Source organism: Nakamurella sp. (assembly GCF_048594475.1).
Lineage (GTDB): Bacteria > Actinomycetota > Actinomycetes > Mycobacteriales > Nakamurellaceae > Nakamurella.
In genome coordinates this window covers 1-16827 of sequence record NZ_JBMDXT010000542.1, presented here as the reverse complement: position 1 = coordinate 16827, position 16827 = coordinate 1, and the positions used below count along the sequence as shown (strand labels likewise).

17 protein-coding genes, 1 tRNA gene and 1 pseudogene are annotated in these 16827 nt (G+C 73.0%); 10 read left to right on the top strand and 9 right to left on the bottom strand.

Features of this window, described 5'->3' with window-relative positions; all coding sequences use genetic code 11:
* Positions 1-54: 54 nt before the first annotated feature.
* The 5 genes from ACOJUF_RS24460 to ACOJUF_RS24440 all read left to right on the top strand — a co-directional run bounded on the left by ACOJUF_RS24460 (position 55) and on the right by ACOJUF_RS24440 (position 4913).
* Entirely contained in the window at positions 55-921 is an 867-nt protein-coding gene (locus ACOJUF_RS24460) for a DUF1684 domain-containing protein (RefSeq protein ID WP_420124411.1), read from the top strand.
* Positions 922-925: 4 nt separating this feature from the next.
* Entirely contained in the window at positions 926-1483 is a 558-nt protein-coding gene (locus ACOJUF_RS24455; protein WP_420124410.1) for an NAD(P)H-dependent oxidoreductase, read from the top strand.
* A gap of 78 nt (positions 1484-1561) precedes the next feature.
* Positions 1562-2800, top strand: coding sequence for an LLM class flavin-dependent oxidoreductase (locus ACOJUF_RS24450; protein ID WP_420124409.1), 1239 nt, complete (start codon positions 1562-1564; stop codon positions 2798-2800).
* Positions 2797-4197 (top strand): NtaA/DmoA family FMN-dependent monooxygenase, encoded by a 1401-nt coding sequence (locus ACOJUF_RS24445; protein ID WP_420124408.1) that lies wholly within the window; start codon positions 2797-2799, stop codon positions 4195-4197. Before ACOJUF_RS24450 ends, ACOJUF_RS24445 begins: the two co-directional genes overlap by 4 nt.
* Positions 4194-4913 (top strand): GNAT family N-acetyltransferase, encoded by a 720-nt coding sequence (locus ACOJUF_RS24440; RefSeq protein ID WP_420124407.1) that lies wholly within the window; start codon positions 4194-4196, stop codon positions 4911-4913. The genes ACOJUF_RS24445 and ACOJUF_RS24440 overlap by 4 nt, the downstream gene beginning before the upstream one ends.
* A gap of 18 nt (positions 4914-4931) precedes the next feature.
* Here ACOJUF_RS24440 and ACOJUF_RS24435 read toward each other — a convergent pair whose 3' ends face one another.
* The 6 genes from ACOJUF_RS24435 to ACOJUF_RS24410 form a co-directional block, all read right to left on the bottom strand.
* Positions 4932-5795: a CPBP family intramembrane glutamic endopeptidase gene (locus ACOJUF_RS24435; RefSeq protein WP_420124406.1), complete on the bottom strand. Its 864-nt coding sequence runs from the start codon at positions 5793-5795 to the stop codon at positions 4932-4934.
* A 21-nt stretch (positions 5796-5816) separates the two neighbouring features.
* A complete protein-coding gene (locus tag ACOJUF_RS24430; protein WP_420124405.1) occupies positions 5817-6683 on the bottom strand; it encodes a hypothetical protein in 867 nt (288 codons plus the stop codon).
* A gap of 128 nt (positions 6684-6811) precedes the next feature.
* Positions 6812-7318, bottom strand: a complete 507-nt coding sequence (locus ACOJUF_RS24425; protein ID WP_420124404.1) for a DUF4395 domain-containing protein — start codon at positions 7316-7318, stop codon at positions 6812-6814.
* A gap of 199 nt (positions 7319-7517) precedes the next feature.
* Entirely contained in the window at positions 7518-8009 is a 492-nt protein-coding gene (locus tag ACOJUF_RS24420; RefSeq protein ID WP_420124403.1) for a beta-class carbonic anhydrase, read from the bottom strand.
* 211 nt (positions 8010-8220) lie between these two features.
* Positions 8221-9360 (bottom strand): alanine dehydrogenase, encoded by a 1140-nt coding sequence (gene ald / locus ACOJUF_RS24415; RefSeq protein WP_420124402.1) that lies wholly within the window; start codon positions 9358-9360, stop codon positions 8221-8223.
* Between the two features lie 92 nt (positions 9361-9452).
* Positions 9453-10313 (bottom strand): metallophosphoesterase, encoded by an 861-nt coding sequence (locus tag ACOJUF_RS24410; RefSeq protein WP_420124401.1) that lies wholly within the window; start codon positions 10311-10313, stop codon positions 9453-9455.
* 429 nt (positions 10314-10742) lie between these two features.
* Between ACOJUF_RS24410 and ACOJUF_RS24405 the strand changes: the two genes are divergently transcribed.
* Positions 10743-11672, top strand: a complete 930-nt coding sequence (locus ACOJUF_RS24405) for a sulfite exporter TauE/SafE family protein (RefSeq protein ID WP_420124400.1) — start codon at positions 10743-10745, stop codon at positions 11670-11672.
* 15 nt (positions 11673-11687) lie between these two features.
* On the opposite strand, the gene ACOJUF_RS24400 is transcribed toward ACOJUF_RS24405, so the two are convergent.
* Positions 11688-12149 carry an NUDIX domain-containing protein gene (locus tag ACOJUF_RS24400; RefSeq protein WP_420124399.1) on the bottom strand — a complete coding sequence of 154 codons (462 nt, stop codon included), beginning with the start codon at positions 12147-12149 and terminating at the stop codon, positions 11688-11690.
* A 137-nt stretch (positions 12150-12286) separates the two neighbouring features.
* Between ACOJUF_RS24400 and ACOJUF_RS24395 the strand changes: the two genes are divergently transcribed.
* The 3 genes from ACOJUF_RS24395 to ACOJUF_RS24385 all read left to right on the top strand — a co-directional run bounded on the left by ACOJUF_RS24395 (position 12287) and on the right by ACOJUF_RS24385 (position 14506).
* Entirely contained in the window at positions 12287-13381 is a 1095-nt protein-coding gene (locus tag ACOJUF_RS24395; RefSeq protein ID WP_420124398.1) for a PAS domain-containing protein, read from the top strand.
* A gap of 55 nt (positions 13382-13436) precedes the next feature.
* A tRNA-OTHER gene (locus ACOJUF_RS24390) sits at positions 13437-13510 on the top strand.
* A gap of 357 nt (positions 13511-13867) precedes the next feature.
* Complete coding sequence (locus ACOJUF_RS24385; protein ID WP_420124397.1) at positions 13868-14506, top strand: hypothetical protein; 639 nt, start codon at positions 13868-13870, stop codon at positions 14504-14506.
* 75 nt (positions 14507-14581) lie between these two features.
* Here ACOJUF_RS24385 and ACOJUF_RS24380 read toward each other — a convergent pair whose 3' ends face one another.
* Entirely contained in the window at positions 14582-15772 is a 1191-nt protein-coding gene (locus ACOJUF_RS24380; RefSeq protein ID WP_420124396.1) for a hypothetical protein, read from the bottom strand.
* Positions 15773-16046: 274 nt separating this feature from the next.
* Positions 16047-16604, bottom strand: a pseudogene (locus ACOJUF_RS24375) (DUF933 domain-containing protein); the annotation flags it as partial.
* Between the two features lie 55 nt (positions 16605-16659).
* Here ACOJUF_RS24375 and ACOJUF_RS24370 point away from each other — a divergent pair.
* A partial coding sequence (locus ACOJUF_RS24370) for an ATP-binding protein (RefSeq protein WP_420124419.1) occupies positions 16660-16827 on the top strand: 168 nt, incomplete at its 3' end.

Genomic DNA, 16827 nt, shown 5'->3' with positions numbered 1-16827 from the left:
CGACAACCGACAACCGCCAACCGACACGATGCCCCGTCGCTCCGAGGATGAATCATGACCGTCACCGACAACCGGCCGCCGGCGGCCGGGCAGCCCGATCTCACCGCGGGTTGGACCCGCTGGCACGACGAGCGGGAGGCCGACCTGCGCACCGAACACGGGTGGCTGTCCATCACCGCCTTCCACTGGCTGACGGAGGCACCGGCCACCCTGCCCGGGCGGCCCGGCCGCTGGCACAGCCGCGACGGCTGGGCCCATCTCGCGGTCGAGCCGGCCGGGCCGGCCGAGCTCGTCATCGGCGAGGGGCCCGGCACCGGCTCCCCGGTGCGCGGCGCGATCGCCGCCCGGGTCGATGAGGCCGGGTCGAGCATCTGGGTGCGGCACGGCGAGCGCGTGATCGAGCTGGTGCGCCGAGGCGGACGCGACGCGGTGCGCGTCCGCGACCCGAAGGCGCCCGAGCGGTTGGCCTTTCAGGGCGTACCCACCTTCCCGGTCAGCCCGGAGTGGGTCCGCCGAGGGCGGTTCACCCCGTTCGCCGAACCCACGCCGGTGACGGTGGAGACCGCCCGGCCCGATCTGCGCCAGCAGGTCACCGCCGTCGGCACGGTCGAGGTCGTCCTGGACGGTCGGCAGCACGTGCTGACCGCCACCGCGGGCGCGAACGGCCGGCTCACTCTCGCGTTCACCGACACGACCAACGGCCGGTTGACCGCGCCCTGGCGCGTCGTCGGCGTCGAGGCCCCCGGTGACGACGGTTCCGTGGTCATCGATTTCAACCGGACCGTGAATCTCCCGTTCGCCTTCAGCGAGTTCGGCACGTGCCCGGCCCCGGTGCCCGGCAACCATCTCCCGGTCGCGGTCAACGCGGGTGAGCGGGCCCCGCGCCGGGTGACCGGCCCCCACGCGACCCTGGCCTGGTGAGCCGATGTCCGCACCCACCATCGTCACCGTCGTCGGCAATCCCAAGCCGGGTTCCCGCACCCTGACCGCCGCGGCCGAGCTGACCGCCGCCCTGGCCGACCGGCTGCGGCCCGATGCGGATCCCCGGATCGTCGAACCGATCGATCTGGCCGCCATCGCGCCCGGCCTGCTCGTTCCCTGGCGGCTGTCCCCGGCCGCGGCGTCCGCGGTCGAGGCCGCCCGCGCGGCGGATGTTCTGGTGTTGGCCACCCCCACCTACAAGGCCAGCTACACCGGGCTGCTCAAGCTGTTCCTGGACACCTTCCCCGCCGGATCGCTGTCCCGCACGGTCGTCGTCCCGCTGACGGTGGCCGGTGGACCGGTGCACCGGCACCTGGCCCACCTGCAGCTGCGTCCCGTGCTGGCCGACCTCGGGGCGTCGCTGCCGGTCCCCGCGCTGCTCCTGGAGGAGGCCGATCTGGCCGACCTGACCCCGGTCGTCACCGAGTACGCCGACCGGCACGGTGCCGTCGTCGGCGCGGTCGTGAGCGCCCTGAGCCGGCAGGCCAGCCCGGTCGCCTGACCCGCGGGCCGGCCCGGCCGCGGTCCGACCCGACATGTCCCATGTCCATACCCCACCATTTCGAGGGATCGCATCACCGTGACGCACCTGCATCTCGCCGCCGCCCTGGACGAAGCCGGTTGGCACCCCGCCGCCTGGCGCGAGCCGGCCGCCCGGCCGGACGAGCTGTTCACCGCCGGCTACTGGGTGGACCTGGCCCGGACCGCCGAGCGGGGCGGGTTGGACCTGATCACCATCGAGGACTCGTTCGGCCTGCAGTCCACCGACTTCCGCGGTCCCGACGGGCGCACCGACCAGGTCCGCGGGCGGCTCGACGCGGTCCAGCTGGCGGCGCGCATCGCGCCGGCGACCCGGCGCATCGGGCTGGTGCCGACGGCCTCGACCACCCACACGGAGCCGTTCCACCTGGCCAAGGCCGTGGCCACCCTCGACTACGTCAGCCTGGGCCGCGCCGGACTGCGGGCCCAGGTCTCCCCCCGAGCCGCCGACGGTGATCACGTCGGCCGCCGCTACATCGCCGAGATCGAGCCGACCGACCTGACCTCCGGGCCGGCCCGCGAGCTGATCGGCGAACTCTTCGACGAGGCCGGCGATTACGTCGAGGTGCTCCGTCGCCTCTGGGACAGCTGGGAGGACGACGCGGAGATCCGCGACGCCGCGACCGGCCGGTTCATCGACCGGGACAAGCTGCACTACATCGACTTCCACGGCCGGTTCTTCTCGGTGAAGGGGCCGTCGATCACTCCACGGCCGCCCCAGGGACAACCGCTGGTGGCGGCATTGGCCCACGCGGCTCCGGGCCTGCGCGACCGGCCGATCCGGTTCGCCGCGGCGCACGCCGACCTGGTGTTCGTCACCCCGCGGGACTCCCCCGACGCGGCCGACCTGGTGCGGGCGGTGCGAGCTGCGGGACCGGCGCCGCACGTCTTCGGCGATCTGGTCGTGTTCCTCGACCGGCCGGGCGAGTCCGGAGCCGACCGCAAGGCCAGGCTGGACGCTCTCGACGGCTCAGCCCTGACCTCGGACGCGCGCATCTTCACCGGTCCGGCGACCGCCCTGGCCGAGCTGCTGGCCGATTGGCGACGGACCGGCCTGACCGGGTTCCGGTTGCGGCCCGGCGCGCTGCCCGACGATCTCGACCTGATCGTGGACACCCTGGTCCCCGAACTGGCGTCGCGTGGCCTGCTGCCGGTGGGCGACGGGGCCACCACCCTGCGCGGGCGCCTGGGGTTGGCCCGACCCGAGAACCGCTACGCCGTGTCCACCTCGGCCCGCGCCACCCCGGCCCGCGCCACCACCGAAGGAGTTCCGGCGTGAGCGCCGACCGTCCGCGCAAGCAGATCCACCTCGCCGCGCACTTCCCCGGCGTCAACAACACCACCGTGTGGAGCGATCCCCGTTCCGGCAGCCACATCGAGTTCGAGTCCTTCGTGCGCTTCGCCCGGATCGCCGAGCAGGCCAAGTTCGACTTCCTGTTCCTGGCCGAGGGTCTGCGGCTACGCGAGCAAGGCGGGCGGATCTACGACCTGGACGTGGTGGGCCGACCGGACACCTTCACCGTGCTCGCCGCGCTGGCCGGGGTCACCGATCGGCTGGGCCTCACCGGGACCATCAACTCGACCTTCAACGAGCCGTACGAGGTGGCCAGGCAGTTCGCCACGCTCGACCACCTCTCCGGGGGCCGGGCCGCCTGGAACGTCGTCACCTCGTGGGACGCGTTCACCGGGGAGAACTTCCGGCGGGGTGGGTACCTCCCGCAGGAGCAGCGCTACGAGCGGGCGCAGTCGTTCCTGGACGCGGCCACCGTGCTCTTCGACTCCTGGTCCGGGGTCCGGGTCGATCCGGACAAGGCGGCCGGCACCTTCCTGGCGGGTGCGGCCGACGGGCCGCCGCCGGGTGCGTTCGCCATCCGGGACCGGCACTTCGACATCGAGGGCCAGTTCAACGTGCCGACGAGCCCGCAGGGTCGGCCGGTCATCTTCCAGGCGGGCGACTCCGACGCCGGCCGCGAGTTCGCCGCGGCCTCGGCCGATGCGATCTTCTCGATGCACGGCACGCTCGAGGCCGGTCAGGCCTTCTACGCCGACGTCAAGGGCCGGCTGGCCCGGTACGGCCGGCGCCGGGAGGACCTGCTGGTGCTCCCGGCCGCCACCTTCGTGCTGGGCGACACCCCGGCGGAAGCCACCGAACGCGCGGCCGACGTGCGCCGCCAGCAGGTCAGCGGAGCCACCGCGATCGCCTTCGCCGAGCAGCTGTGGAACCGTGACCTGTCCGGGTACGACCCGGACGGACCGCTGCCCGAGATCGAGCCGCGGCTCGGCGAGCACACCCTGTCCCGCGGCCGGGCCTCGGTACGGCACTTCCGGGATCCCCTGCTCGTGGCCGCCCAGTGGCGGGAGCTGGCCGCGCGCAAGGGCCTGTCGTTGCGGGAGGTGGTGATCGAGGTGACCACCCGGCAGACGTTCGTCGGCACCGCCGCATCGGTCGCCGACGACATCGACCGGTACGTCCAGGCCGACGCCAGCGACGGTTTCATCCTCGTTCCGCACATCACCCCGGACGGTCTGGCCGAGTTCGCCCGGACCGTGGTGCCGATCCTGCAGGAACGCGGCGTGTTCCGCGCCGACTACACCGGGACGACGCTGCGCGATCATCTCGGCCTGCGAGTGCCCCGTCCCCGGTCCGCGCCGGACGCCCGCCGGGCGGCGTCATGACGCTCGCCGTGCGCCTGCCGGAGCCCGACCCGACGCTCGGCGAGGAGATCCTGGACGAGATCGTCTGGGCCTCGCTGACCGGCCCGCATCACCGACACCTGGTGCAGCGCAATGGTTCGGCTGCCCGGTACCACCCCGACGTCGCCCCGTTCGTCGGCCTGGCCGATCCGGCCGACCCCCGGGCGTGGGCCGACGTCGCCACCCTGGTCGGCCCGGGCGTCACCGTTGCGGTGTCCGGACCCGGGGTCGTCCCGCCGCCGGACTGGACCTCGACCCTGATCGGCTCCGGGGTGCAACTGGTCGACGTCGCGCTCGAGAAGCGGACGGACCCGGAGGCGCTACGGCTGGGTCCGGCCGACGTACCCGAGATCCTCGAGCTGGTGGCCCGGACCGAGCCCGGGCCCTTCCGGCCCCGGACCATCGAACTCGGCCGCTACCTGGGCATCCGGCACCGCGGGCGGCTCGTCGCCCTGGCCGGGGAGCGCCTCCACCCGCGCGGTTGGACCGAGATCAGCGCCGTCTGCACCGATCCGGCCTACCGGGGCCGCGGGCTGGCCACCCGCCTGGTGTCGGCGGTCGGCGCGGGCATCGCCGACCGGGGCGACCGGGTGCTGCTGCACGGGCTGGCGACCAATCCGGCGATCGGGCTGTACCTGCACCTGGGATTCCGCCTGCGCCGGCGGACCGAGTTCCGGTCGGTCACCACCCCGGCCTGACCGGCGCCGCCGGCGCGGTCAGCCGGACAGGTCGAGCCCGATGAAGGTGAAGATCACCACGTCGGCGAGGAAGTGGATCCACCAGGCCCAGAACAACCCACGGGTCTCGACCATCGCCTTGCCCAGGATCATGCCCATGAAGATCGACAGACCGGCACCGATCAGGCCGCCGGGAGTACCGAAGTAGTGAGCCAGACCGAAGAAGACCGCAGCGAGCCGAACGGCGGCGCGATCGCCGACGACCGGCTCGAGCGTGGCCAGCATGGGGGCGCGGTAGGTGAGTTCCTCGGTCAGGGCGTTGATCGCCGCGTACAGCAGGATCGAGGGCAGCAGTCCGGCGGCGTTACCCAGACCGGCCGTCGGCGGCCCGGACAGGGCCACGCCCACCGCCAGCGCGACCGCGATGCCGGTGCCCCAGATGAGCCCGAACTTCCACCACGGATCCGGCCGCCGAAAACCGGACCAGCGTTCCAGTCGGATGGGCGCGCGCAGATTGCCGACGGCGAGGAAGAAGTCATGCCGGTGGTAGCCCAGCAGCCGGAGCAGGCCGAGCATGGCCGCCGTGACGATCAACTTGCCGGTCTGCTCGGCCTGCATCCGCGCATCGAGGACGGAACCGCCGAGGAGCCGCTGCAGCGCCGGCCAGGACAGGTCGACCCGGGGCACCAGCACCAGCAGCACCAGGAGGGCGGCCATCACCACGGCGAACGGAGCGAGGGGGCGCAGCGCCGGCCACCGGACCCCGGCCAGCACGACCCCGATCAGGACGCCGACCTGCGCCGGTGGCAACCATCCGGGGACCGTGCCGGTCAGGAGGTCGGCCAGGATCGCGGGCCCGGCGCCGACCAGCAGGGTCACCACCCAGGCGGCCGTGCGCGTCACCGACGTGCCGGTCACGGCCGGTCACAACCGGTACAGCAGGATCCCGGCCGGGATCGCGATCAGGCCGGCGACCACGGCGAAGACCGGCGTCATCGCGGCCGAGACCACCGTCGCCGCAGGATCGGCGGCGGCGCCGAAGGCCTGGTCGACGGCGATCGACACGCTCTCCGCCACCCACATCGACAGCATGGCCGCCACGATCAGGAAACCGCGGGCGAGTCCACGCCAGAGCCAGATCCCGGCGGCGGCCATCAGGGGCAGCCACACCGCCAGATCCTGCACGTACGTCGGGGCGGTCGGCAGGCCGGTGCCGGCCAGGAACGCCGGCGACCGGGAGCCGAGGGCCGGCCCGATCTGCCGCAGCCAGGCCGCCGCGTTCACCGCGACCACCACCCAGGTGATCACGGCGATCGTCCGGCGTAGGCGGGCCGGGAAACCGGGTGGGTCGAAGGCGGCGACATCGACCACCGCCACGATCGCCACCAGCATCCACAGGGCCAGGGAGAAGGTGGCGACGTCGAGCAGGAACAGGCGGTTGAACGGGGTCGCGAACAGCAGCAGGAAGGCGTTGTAGAGCAGGAAGGCGCCGCTGCCGAGCCAGAGCGGGACGGCCCGGCGAACGCACCGCCGGGTACCCAGTTGGCCGACGAGCAGCGCCGGCACCCCGAGCACCAGCATGACCAGGGCCGTTCCCCGCGCGGATCCGTTCATCGCCGGGGGGCCCTGGAGCAGCCCGTCGACGACGACCGCCGGGACGGTGGCCGCCACCGTGACCACGGCCAGGGCGGCGGACAGCCCGTGGGCGGCCGGACTCCCGACCAGCGGGCCGGGCAGCGGGACCGGCCGGCGAGACGCACCGGACGGTCGGCGATCGGTGCCGGACGTCATCGGTTCTCCTCCCGATGCCGCCATCGGGACCGGGCGGCATCGCCGCCTGAATCCTGACGCGCCCGGGCCCCCCGGCTCGACGGGCCAACGGCCCGCCGGACGCGGTCGAACGTCCCCTCGGCGGGCCGCTACCGGGTGACGGTCGCCGGCCCCTCGACCCGCCGCAGCCGGATGTCGTTGCACGCCTCGCAGACGCTCACCGGGATGACGCCGATCCGCTGCAACCGGCCGAAGATCAGGCAGCCCAGGCAGATGGCGAACGCCGACTCCAGGAACGCCGCCGCGGTGATCATCAGGACCAGGACGGTTGCGGCCGTGGTCGCGCCCAGCAGGAACGCGACCAGGGCGGCCGTGGACAGCGCGGCGCCGATGCCCTGCGCGAACCGCTTGGGCGGGCCGGGCACCAGCCGGGGCGCCCCCAGCCGGGGTGCGATGACCCGGCTGGCCAGCACGGCGAAGGGCGAGACCCGCGGCCCGAACAGGACTCTGAGCCAGAAGCCGAGCGCGAGCCCGGCCAGCAGCCAGGGCGACGGCCAGACCAGGATGACCACCGTCAGCACCACCACCAGGGCCGCGACCGTCCGGGCCACCTTCTCGTTCACCGGGTTGGGGAACCGGAACACGCCGTTCGTCATGGGTGGTGCCTTTCCGTCGATATCGCAAGGGGAACGCCGATCGCCCGGGCCGACTTCCCGGGCGTGACGGGTGTCACTAGGGACAACTGCGCGGATCAACTCACCCCGGATGCGATCGGTGGGACGCGAGTCGACGACTTCCGCCGCGCCGGGGTTGTTGATCCGCGCGGGCAGGCCCGGCCGGGAAGCGGGCCGGCGGTCAGGCCACCTCGCGCAGGGAGCCGTCCCGGACGTCGTAGACGAACCCGCGGACCGAGTCCTTGACCGGGATCGAGGGGTCGGCCCGGATCCGGCCGATGCTCTGCCGGACGTCCTGGTCGAGGTCGGTGAACGCCTCGGCCGCCCAGGCCGGCTTGACGCCGGTCTCCGCCTCGATCCCCCGCCGGAACTCGTCGTCGGTGAAAGTCAGCATGCCGCAGTCGGTGTGGTGGATCAGGATGATCTCGCGGGTGCCCAGCAGCCGCTGGCTGATGGCCAACGAGCGCAGTTCGTCCTGGGTGACCACCCCGCCGGCGTTGCGGATGACGTGGGCATCGCCCTCGGACAGCCCCAGCAGCCCGTAGACGTTCAGCCGGGCATCCATGCAGGCCAGGATCGCGACGCCGCGGCCCGGGGGCAGGGGCAGGTCGCCCTTGTCGAAGGTCGAGGCGTAGCGGGTGGCGTTGGTCAGCAATTCATCGGTCACGGACACGACGGCAGCCTTTCGAGGGTGGGGGACGGGCGGGTACGACGGGCGCGACGCGTCGAACAGGACCGGCGGTCAGCGACAGATGGCCGTGCACACCCGCATGTGGTCGACCGCGCGACGGCGGACGAGCACGCAGGCAGACTTGCCCAGATCACCCGACACGCCTACGACTGTCGTCACCCTCGGCAACCTTGTCAAGCCCGCGCGGTCCGGATCACGCCCGCCCGGGTGAGCGGACCAGCCGAGCGGGGTCGGTGTAGGGCAGATCGTGGGCGGCGGCGACCGGCTCGGTGGTCAGCGCGCCGGCCAGCGTGCTCAGTCCGTGGGCCAGCACCGGATCGGCGGCGACGGCGCCCCGCACGCCGAGGGCGGCGACCTTCACCAGGTATGGCAGGGTGGCCGAGGTCAGGGCCAGGGTGGAGGTGCGGGCGACCGCCCCGGGGATGTTGGCCACGCAGTAGTGCACCACCCCCTCCTCGACGTACGTCGGGTCGGAATGCGTGGTCGGCCGACTGGTCTCGAAGCACCCGCCCTGGTCGATGGCGATGTCCACGGCGACGCTGCCGGGGCGCATCGACGCGATCATCGACCGCGAGACCAGTTTGGGCGCCTTGGCTCCCGGCACGAGGACGGCCCCGATCAGGACGTCGGACTCGGCGATGTAGGCGGCCATCCGGGCCCGGTTCGGGGTGACCAGATCGACCCGTCCCTCGAAGATGTCCGACAGGTAGGCCAGCCGCGACGGGTTGGTGTCGAAGACGCGGACGATCCCCCGCCTGCCCACGGCGATCTTGGTCGCCTCGGTGCCGGCCACCCCGCCGCCGATGATCGTCACCCGGGCCGCCGGGGTGCCGGGCACCCCGCCGATGAGGACGCCCGCGCCGCCGGCCGGGCTCTCCAGGTGGTGGGCGGCGGCCTGGACCGCCAGCCGGCCGGCCACCTCGCTCATCGGCGCCAGCAGCGGCAGCCGCCCGTCGGGCGTCTGCACCGTCTCGTAGGCGATGCTGTCGATCCGCCGGTCGAGCAGGAATTCGGTCAACCCGCGGTCGGCGGCCAGGTGCAGGTAGGTGAAGAGCTGCTGGCCGGGTCGGAACCGGTGGTACTCGGCCGGGACGGGCTCCTTGACCTTGACGATGAGGTCGGCGCCGGCGAACACGGCGTCCGCGTCGGGCACGACGGTGGCGCCGGCCTCGGCGAACTCGGCGTCGCTGAAGCGGGACCCCCGGCCGGCCCCCGATTGCACCAGCACGGTGTGCCCGGCGTGGGCGAGCTCGTGCGCGCCGTCGGGCTGCAGGGCGACGCGGTTCTCGTTGTCCTTGATCTCCGTCGGCACCCCGACGACCAGTGCGGGCATGGCCGGTTCCTCCCGGGCATTCGTGACTCGTGGTCCCGACGACCGTCAGCGTAGTTTCGCGCCGGTCGCGGCGCGCTGCGGACGCCCGGCCGTCAGCGCGCGATCACCCTGGCCCGCTCCAGCACCAGCGGCCCCCAGGCGGGCGCCGCGCGCCGGCCGTGCCCGGGGTCGACCCCGACGATGCGCCGGTCGCCGATCAGGGAGGTGGTGTGCCGGAGCCGGTCGTCCTGGAGGAACGGACCGATCCGCTCGGGCCGGCCCAGGTGCCGCCCGGTCGCCCAGTCCACCAGCGAGCTGTGCCCGTGCACCTGGTCGAACGGCATCTCCAGGGCGGCCTCCCGCCAGGACGGGATCAGCTCGTCCGGGGCGGAGGCCCAGAACGGTCCGGCGGACAGGTCGGACGTCCTGGTCACCATCACGCCCGGCCGGAACAGCCATTTCTCGTGCAGGCTGCCGATCAGCCGGTTGAGCGCCCGGGCGGCGCCGGCGGCGGTGTCCGGCAGGCCCAGGAAATGACGCCAGAAACCCTGGGTCAGGCCGGCGTGGGTGACCAGCCAATGCACGTCCCGGTCGGCGATCTCGACCGCGGCGGCGATCCGCAGCCGGGCGGTCCCCCACCACCGGTTCACCACCTCCTGGGACGATCCCGGCAGCCGTTCGGGCCAGTGGAACTGGGGCAGCCCCAGGTAGAGCGCCTCGTGATTGCCGACCAGTTGGACCCACTGACCGGGCTGCGCCCGCAGGATCCGGTCGACCAGGTCGACCACGCCCGGCGAGTCGGGGCCCCGGTGCATCAGGTCGCCGACCTGGACGACCGTCAGATCCGCCGGCAGCGCGAGGGTGGCCGGGTCGGCGCCGAGGCCGATCAGCTGCTCGGTCAGGGCCGGCAGCTGGCCGCCGACGTCGCCGATGACGGCGACGCGTCCCCAGGCCGGGCCGGACGGTGCGGACATCGGGCCAGTGCATCACAGGGCATTCCCGACGATCGGCCGGACCCGCGCGCGCCCGCCCCCGGCGGACGGAAACGACCGTTCGGGTCACGTCGCCCGGCGCCGGCCGCCTCCGTGAATCCCGTCCGGGTGACGACCCCCCGGACGGGGCACCCGGGCCGGCTGCGCCGTCCGGGGCGGGACTGTCGCTTCGCGGTGTCCGCTGGTAGAAACCACGGCATGACCGCACGCCTCCCGCTCGTCAGCCGCCGGGCTGTCGACCTCGGACGCGTGACCTCGGCCGCTTGTCCGGGTCGCTGACGACCCGCGGCACCGTCGCCGCCCCGCTTCCCTTGACCGCCCGAACGGGTCCGGGACGGACGGCGACCCCCGGTCCGCTCCTTCCTCCCGACCCCCGGATTCCGCTCTCGATCTGAGTCCCGGAGTGCGCACATGCCAACCCTCGTCCTCATTGCCCTGGTCGGGTTCATCGCCCAACTCGTCGACGGCAGCCTCGGCATGGCCTACGGCGTCACCACCACGACCCTGCTGCTGGCCATCGGCACCAATCCGGCGGCCGCGTCCGCCACCGTCCATCTCGCCGAGATCGGCACCACGCTGGTCTCCGGCGCCTCCCACTGGAAGTTCGGCAACGTCGACTGGAAGGTCGTCGCCCGGATCGGGGTGCCGGGGGCGATCGGCGCGTTCGCCGGCGCCACCGTCCTGTCCACGATCTCCACCGAGATCGCCGCGCCGGTGATGGCGTTGATCCTGCTGAGCCTGGGCGTCTACATCCTGGTCCGGTTCACCACGTTCGGGCTGCCCAAGGGCAACCTGGGCAAGCCCCTGCGCACCCGGTTCCTGGCGCCGCTCGGCCTGTTCGCCGGCTTCGTCGACGCCACCGGCGGGGGCGGTTGGGGGCCGGTCGGCACTCCCGCGCTGCTGGCCAGCGGCCGGATCGAGCCCCGGAAGGTGATCGGTTCCATCGACACCAGCGAGTTCCTCGTCGCGGTCGCCGCCAGCCTCGGCTTCCTGGTCGGGCTGGGGTCCCAGGGGATCAACTGGGCCTGGGCCGGCGCGATCCTGCTGGGCGGGGTCGTCGCCGCGCCGGTGGCCGCGTACCTGGTCCGGCACGTGCCGCCGCGCCTGCTCGGGTCGCTCGTCGGCGGGATGATCATCCTGACGAACACCCGGAGCCTGTTGCGGTCGGACTGGATCGACGCCTCCACCACCGTGCAATGGCTGTTCTACGGGCCGATCATCCTGGTCTGGGCGGCGGCCATCGCCTACTCGGTGCATCAGTACCTGCGGGACAAGGCGGCCGAGTCCGCCGACGCCCTGCACCGCGAGTACCAGGCGCGCGAGACCGTGGCCTCGACCTGATCGGATCCGCGCCGCTCACCCGGACAGGTGAATCTCCCGCACCCGCGGCCAGGAGGCGGCGAAGCCGCCGTGCAGCGGCAGGCCGGGCACCGCGTCCAGGACGACCCAGCGCAGGTCGGCGCTCTCGGCGTTCGGTCGCAGCGCTATCTCGGTGCGGGCGGCGGCGACCACGGTGACGTACTCCCACCCGTCGTGGTCGTCGTGCCAGAACCCGGTGACCTCCACCTGGTCGGCCACGATCCCGGCCTCCTCGGCGGCCTCCCGGAGGGCGGCCTGCTGATGGGTCTCGTGGCTGTCCCGGGCCCCACCGGGCACGCCCCAGGTGTCGCCGTCGCTGGTCCAGGCCGCGCGGTGCTGGAGCAGCACCTCGGGCCCGTCCGCCCCGGCCCGCACGAGCAGCAGGCCGGCCGCGCCGAAGCGGCCCCAGTGGCGGTGACCGAGCCCGCACCTGGCCCAGCCGTTGCCGTCGCCCCGCACGGAGTCAGTCTGCCGGACCGGTCGCCCGATCCGGGCCGTTTGGGTGTGATCTTCGGTGGTGAGCGCCTACGCTGGGTGGGTACCGGTCAAACAGCGTGCCGGTCGGTGTCCTGACCGTGCCTGGAGCGTGACCGCTCGTGACCACTGACCGTCCCGCGGAGCGGGCTTCCTACGGCTCCTTCATGCTCCACGCGCACACCGACCGGTTCGTCGGCTCGGACGAGCTGGCCATGGTCCTGGGCTTCCGGCCGGGTGACATCGTCCTGACCGCCACGATGCTGAGCACCCACGTGCACGCCGACGACCGGGTGCGCTGGCAGGCCGGGCTGCAGCGCTGCCTGGACACCGGCCAGCCGACGGTCGTCGACCACCGGCTGCTGACCGTCGACCGAGGGCAGCGGGCCGCGACCACCACCCTGACCGCGCAGTGCCGCGATCGCTCCGTGGAGTCGGTGACCGGCGTCGTGACCGACCTCAGCGAGCGGGTGAAAGCGGCCAGCGACGTGGAGATCGGCGAGGCGGTGCGCGCCTCGGCCGTCACCCGCAGCGGCATCGACCAGGCCAAGGGCATCATCATGGCCGCCTTCGACCTCGATGCCGAGCAGGCGTTCGCGCTGCTGCGGTGGCACTCCTCGCACTCCAACCGCAAGCTGCGCGACCTGTCCGAGACGCTGATCGACCGGCTGGCCGCCGCCGACCCGGAGATCGCCCTGCGTCAGCGGCTGGCCGATATCTTCACCGCCCTCGGCAGCCCGGCCCGGCCGGTGGCCGGCCGGACCCGCGCGGCCGTCGAACCCGATCTGGCCACCGCCAGCCTGATCCCGCAGGCGCTGTTGCCCGGCATCCTGACCCGCGCCGCGCAGGAGGCGTCGGTGGCGATCACCGTCGCCGACGTCATCGCCGCCGATCAGCCGCTGGTCTACGCCAACCCCGCGTTCGAGCGGCTGACCGGCTACGGGACGTCCGACATCATCGGCCGGAACTGCCGGTTCCTGCAGGGCGGCCAGCATGACCCGCAGGAGCGCGCCGCGATCCGGCAGGCGATCGACCAGGGCCGCGCCGTCGACACCCTGATCCTGAACTTCCGCCGCGACGGCCGGCCGTTCTGGAACGAGTTCCACCTCTCGCCGGTGCGCAATCCGGCCGGCCGGCTCACCCACTACATCGGCTACCAGCTGGACGTGACCGACCGGATCGAGCGGGATCAGCAGTTGGAGCGGCTGGCGTCCTGACCGGCCGGAACGCCAGCCGGCCGGCCCGACCGCCCGAGATGAGGCTGTCGCCCGACGACGTGTAGCTCAGCAGCAGAGCACCGGGCTCCATCCCGGAGGGCGCAGGGGCGGCACCTGCCACGTCGGCCACGGCCAGGGGGACCGTCATGACGAACGAGTACGCGTTCGGTCAGTTCTCCTCGGCCTTCCTGACCGCCACCACCCATGAGAACCCCGACGTCCGGGACCGGGCCGATCGGCGGGCGCGGCAGTGGGCCGATGCCTTGCGCGCCATGGCTGACGGGCGAGTGGTGCTCGGTTCCCGGGTCCCGGTCGACGACCTGCCGGAGTGGGTCACCCTGCAGGTGCTCCGCGGTGGGTTCACGGACGGCCGGGCGCTGGCGGAGACCCCACTCACGCCGGAGGAGATCGCCCTGGCCGGACGCGTCGGCGTCGCGGCCGATCGGCGCGCCCTGCTCGGGTACTTCCTCACCGACGACGGACTGGTTGCTCGCCGCGGGAGTGGTCGCCGGCACCCTGTACGCCCGGTATTACGCCATCGACCCCGATCAGATCCGCAGCCTGGTCCGGACTCCGGCGCCGGCCGGCCATCGGGGGCGGCCGCGTCCGCTCGCGGCGGGTCCGACCTTCGGTGATCTGTGCTCGGCGCGGGCCGCCGCGGGCCCACAGCCGCGCTGGTCCGTCGCCGGCAACGGCACGGTTATCGAGCAGGCCCAGATCCTGACCACGCACAATCTCGCCACGCTGGTCGAGGCGGGCGTCCGGCCGACCCGGCCCTGGGTCGATCTCGCGCGCGCGGCCATGGACCGCACGGCGCTGCTGCTGCGTCGGGCCGTGGGCCAGGAGCGCCCGCTCGCGAGCATCAAGGATGCGGCCTACGCCTGGCGGCAGGCGGTGTTCTTCCTGAGCCTGGCCGATCCGGCCGACGCCCCGGCGGTCATCGCCGATCCGACGGTGGTGGATGCCGGACCGGCGGTCATGGCCGACCTGGTCGCCGGCCTGCTGGCCGCCGCCGACGGCCGGGCGGGCGAGACCGCCGCCGGCCGGGTTCCTTTCCTGGGCTGGACCACGGGCCGGCATTGGGTCCTTGATGCGCTTCGACCGCCGGCCGGGCCGACCCGCTGACGCCGTCGCCGTCGCCGGCCCCTGCGCCGCTGGAGCCGTCGCCGGCGGCGGGTCCCACGCACCGGTGGTGTCGGATCACTCCCCGGCGACGCCGCTGGCCGACAGCAGCAGCGGCTCACCCGTCCACGGGCTGCCCTCGGCCGCCTGCGCGGCGGAGGTCTGGTCCAGCTCGTCCGGGGTCATCGGCGCGGTCCGGACCCACATGTCGGCCTTGCGCGCGGGGTCGGGGCTGTCGATGGACACGTTCGTGATGACCCAGGTCGTGTTGCTGGCCCGGACGACGAAATCGCCGGTGTGCCGGAGGAACGGGGTGCGCTGCTCGATCCACCCCCAGTGCTTGGCCGGCACGTTCACCGTGGTGGTCTCGGCGAAGGTGTGCGTCCTGGTCCAGGTGTGGTTGTACGTCGCCTGCACGGTCAGCTCGACCGGCGCGATCGGCACCTTGAGGCTGACCGATCCGCCCAGGCTGTCGGACGCCGACTCGGCGTCGCTGACCTGCACGCTCTTGGACTGCAGGATGTCGGTCGGGTTGGCCAGCCGCGAGCCGATCTGCTTGGCCGTCCCCATCATCAGCTGCTCCGAGGTGGCCGTGAACTCGCACGTGGCCGCACCCGTGTCGCACAGGTCCCGGAACACGTCGACCGCCGCCTCGTTCGGCCCGCTGCCGTCCATCCGGCGGACGGTGCCCTCCCGATCGGTGATGACGAAATTGCCGTCGTCGGTGCAGCGGAGCCCGTCGGCCGAGGTGATGCTCCGGCAATCGATGGTCCGCCCGACCTCGCCGAGGAATCCCAGCCAGGTGTGCATGTACAGCTTCACTTCGCCGTCGCGCGAACCGTCGGGCCGGATCAGGTCGTAGGTCACCAGCTCGTTGTTGTCGCGCAGGTACTGCAGTTGAACCTCCCAGCGGTGCTCCTGGCCCGGCTTGATGACGGCGCCGTCGGCCGGCCGACCCTCGAACCACTGATCGCCCTCGACGGACCGCAACCGCAGCGAGTTGCCACTCAGGTTGGTCACGATGACACCCCGGCTGTAGGCGGCGCCGACCTCACCGTCCTCGCCGTCCGAACCGCCCGACCTGTCCGGCCCGTCCGGGGCGCCCGACCGGGTCAGATCGGACGCGGCGGCCGGCGCCGAGTCGGTGCCGGCGGCGGCGACTCCGCCGCCGGCCATGGTGAGGGCGGCCGCGGACAGGGCCAGCGTGGCGGCCGCCCGGCTGGTCGCTTTGCGCAGAGCAGCGGCGCGGGACATCGGACGAACGGTCATGAGGACCTCCCGGGTCATCGGCCGGGGCGGGGGTCCCCGGCGCTGCCCATGACCCTCGTCGGGTGGCCTCCCGGCCGGGATCGACCGATCGGCGGGCGGTCCGGGGGACTCTCACTCCGCCGGTCGGGGGAGCCGGCGCGCCGCGGTGGGCACTCCGGTCGACGGGTCACCCGGATCCGCTGCGGATGTCGACGGCGGACGACGCGATGGGCCGGACCGCGGGCGCCGGCCCGGGACGCTCAGCCCGCGCCGGACAGGCGATCGAGGGAGCCTGCTAGACGTTGAAGCGGAACTCCACCACGTCGCCGTCGGCCATCACGTAGTCCTTGCCCTCCATCCGGACCCGGCCGGCCGCCTTCGCCGCGGCCATGGACTTGGCCGCGATCAGGTCGTCGAACGAGACGATCTCGGCCTTGATGAAGCCGCGCTCGAAGTCGGTGTGGATGACCCCGGCGGCCTGCGGGGCGGTGTCGCCCTTGCGGATCGTCCAGGCCCGGGCCTCCTTGGGCCCGGCCGTCAGATAGGTCTGCAGGCCCAGGGTGTGGAACCCGGCGCGCGCCAACGCATGCAGGCCGGGTTCGGACTGCCCGACCGATTCCAGCAGCTCCCGCGCCGACTCCTCGTCCAGTTCGAGCAGCTCGTGCTCGACCTTGGCGTCCAGGAACACGGCGTCGGCCGGCGCGACGGCGGCGATCAGCTCGGCCCGCTTGGCATCGTCGGTCAGCACCGACTCGTCGGCGTTGAACACGTACAGGAACGGCTTGGCCGTCAGCAGCGAGAGTTCCTTCAGCACCGGCAGATCGAGCGTGTCCCGGGCGGAGAACAGCGTCCGGCACCGCTTGGAACTCGCGGGGATCTCGTTTGCCAAGGTTCAGAACCCCGCCCGCATGACGATCCGGGCCGATCCTGACCGCGTCCAACAGGTGCTGCTCAACCTACTCAATAACGCCATCAAGTTCACGCCCCGGGATGGGCGGATCATGCTCAGCGCGGGATGCGACGAAAGTCACGGGATCATCGCCGTGACGGATACGGGCTGTGGAATCCCTGACCGT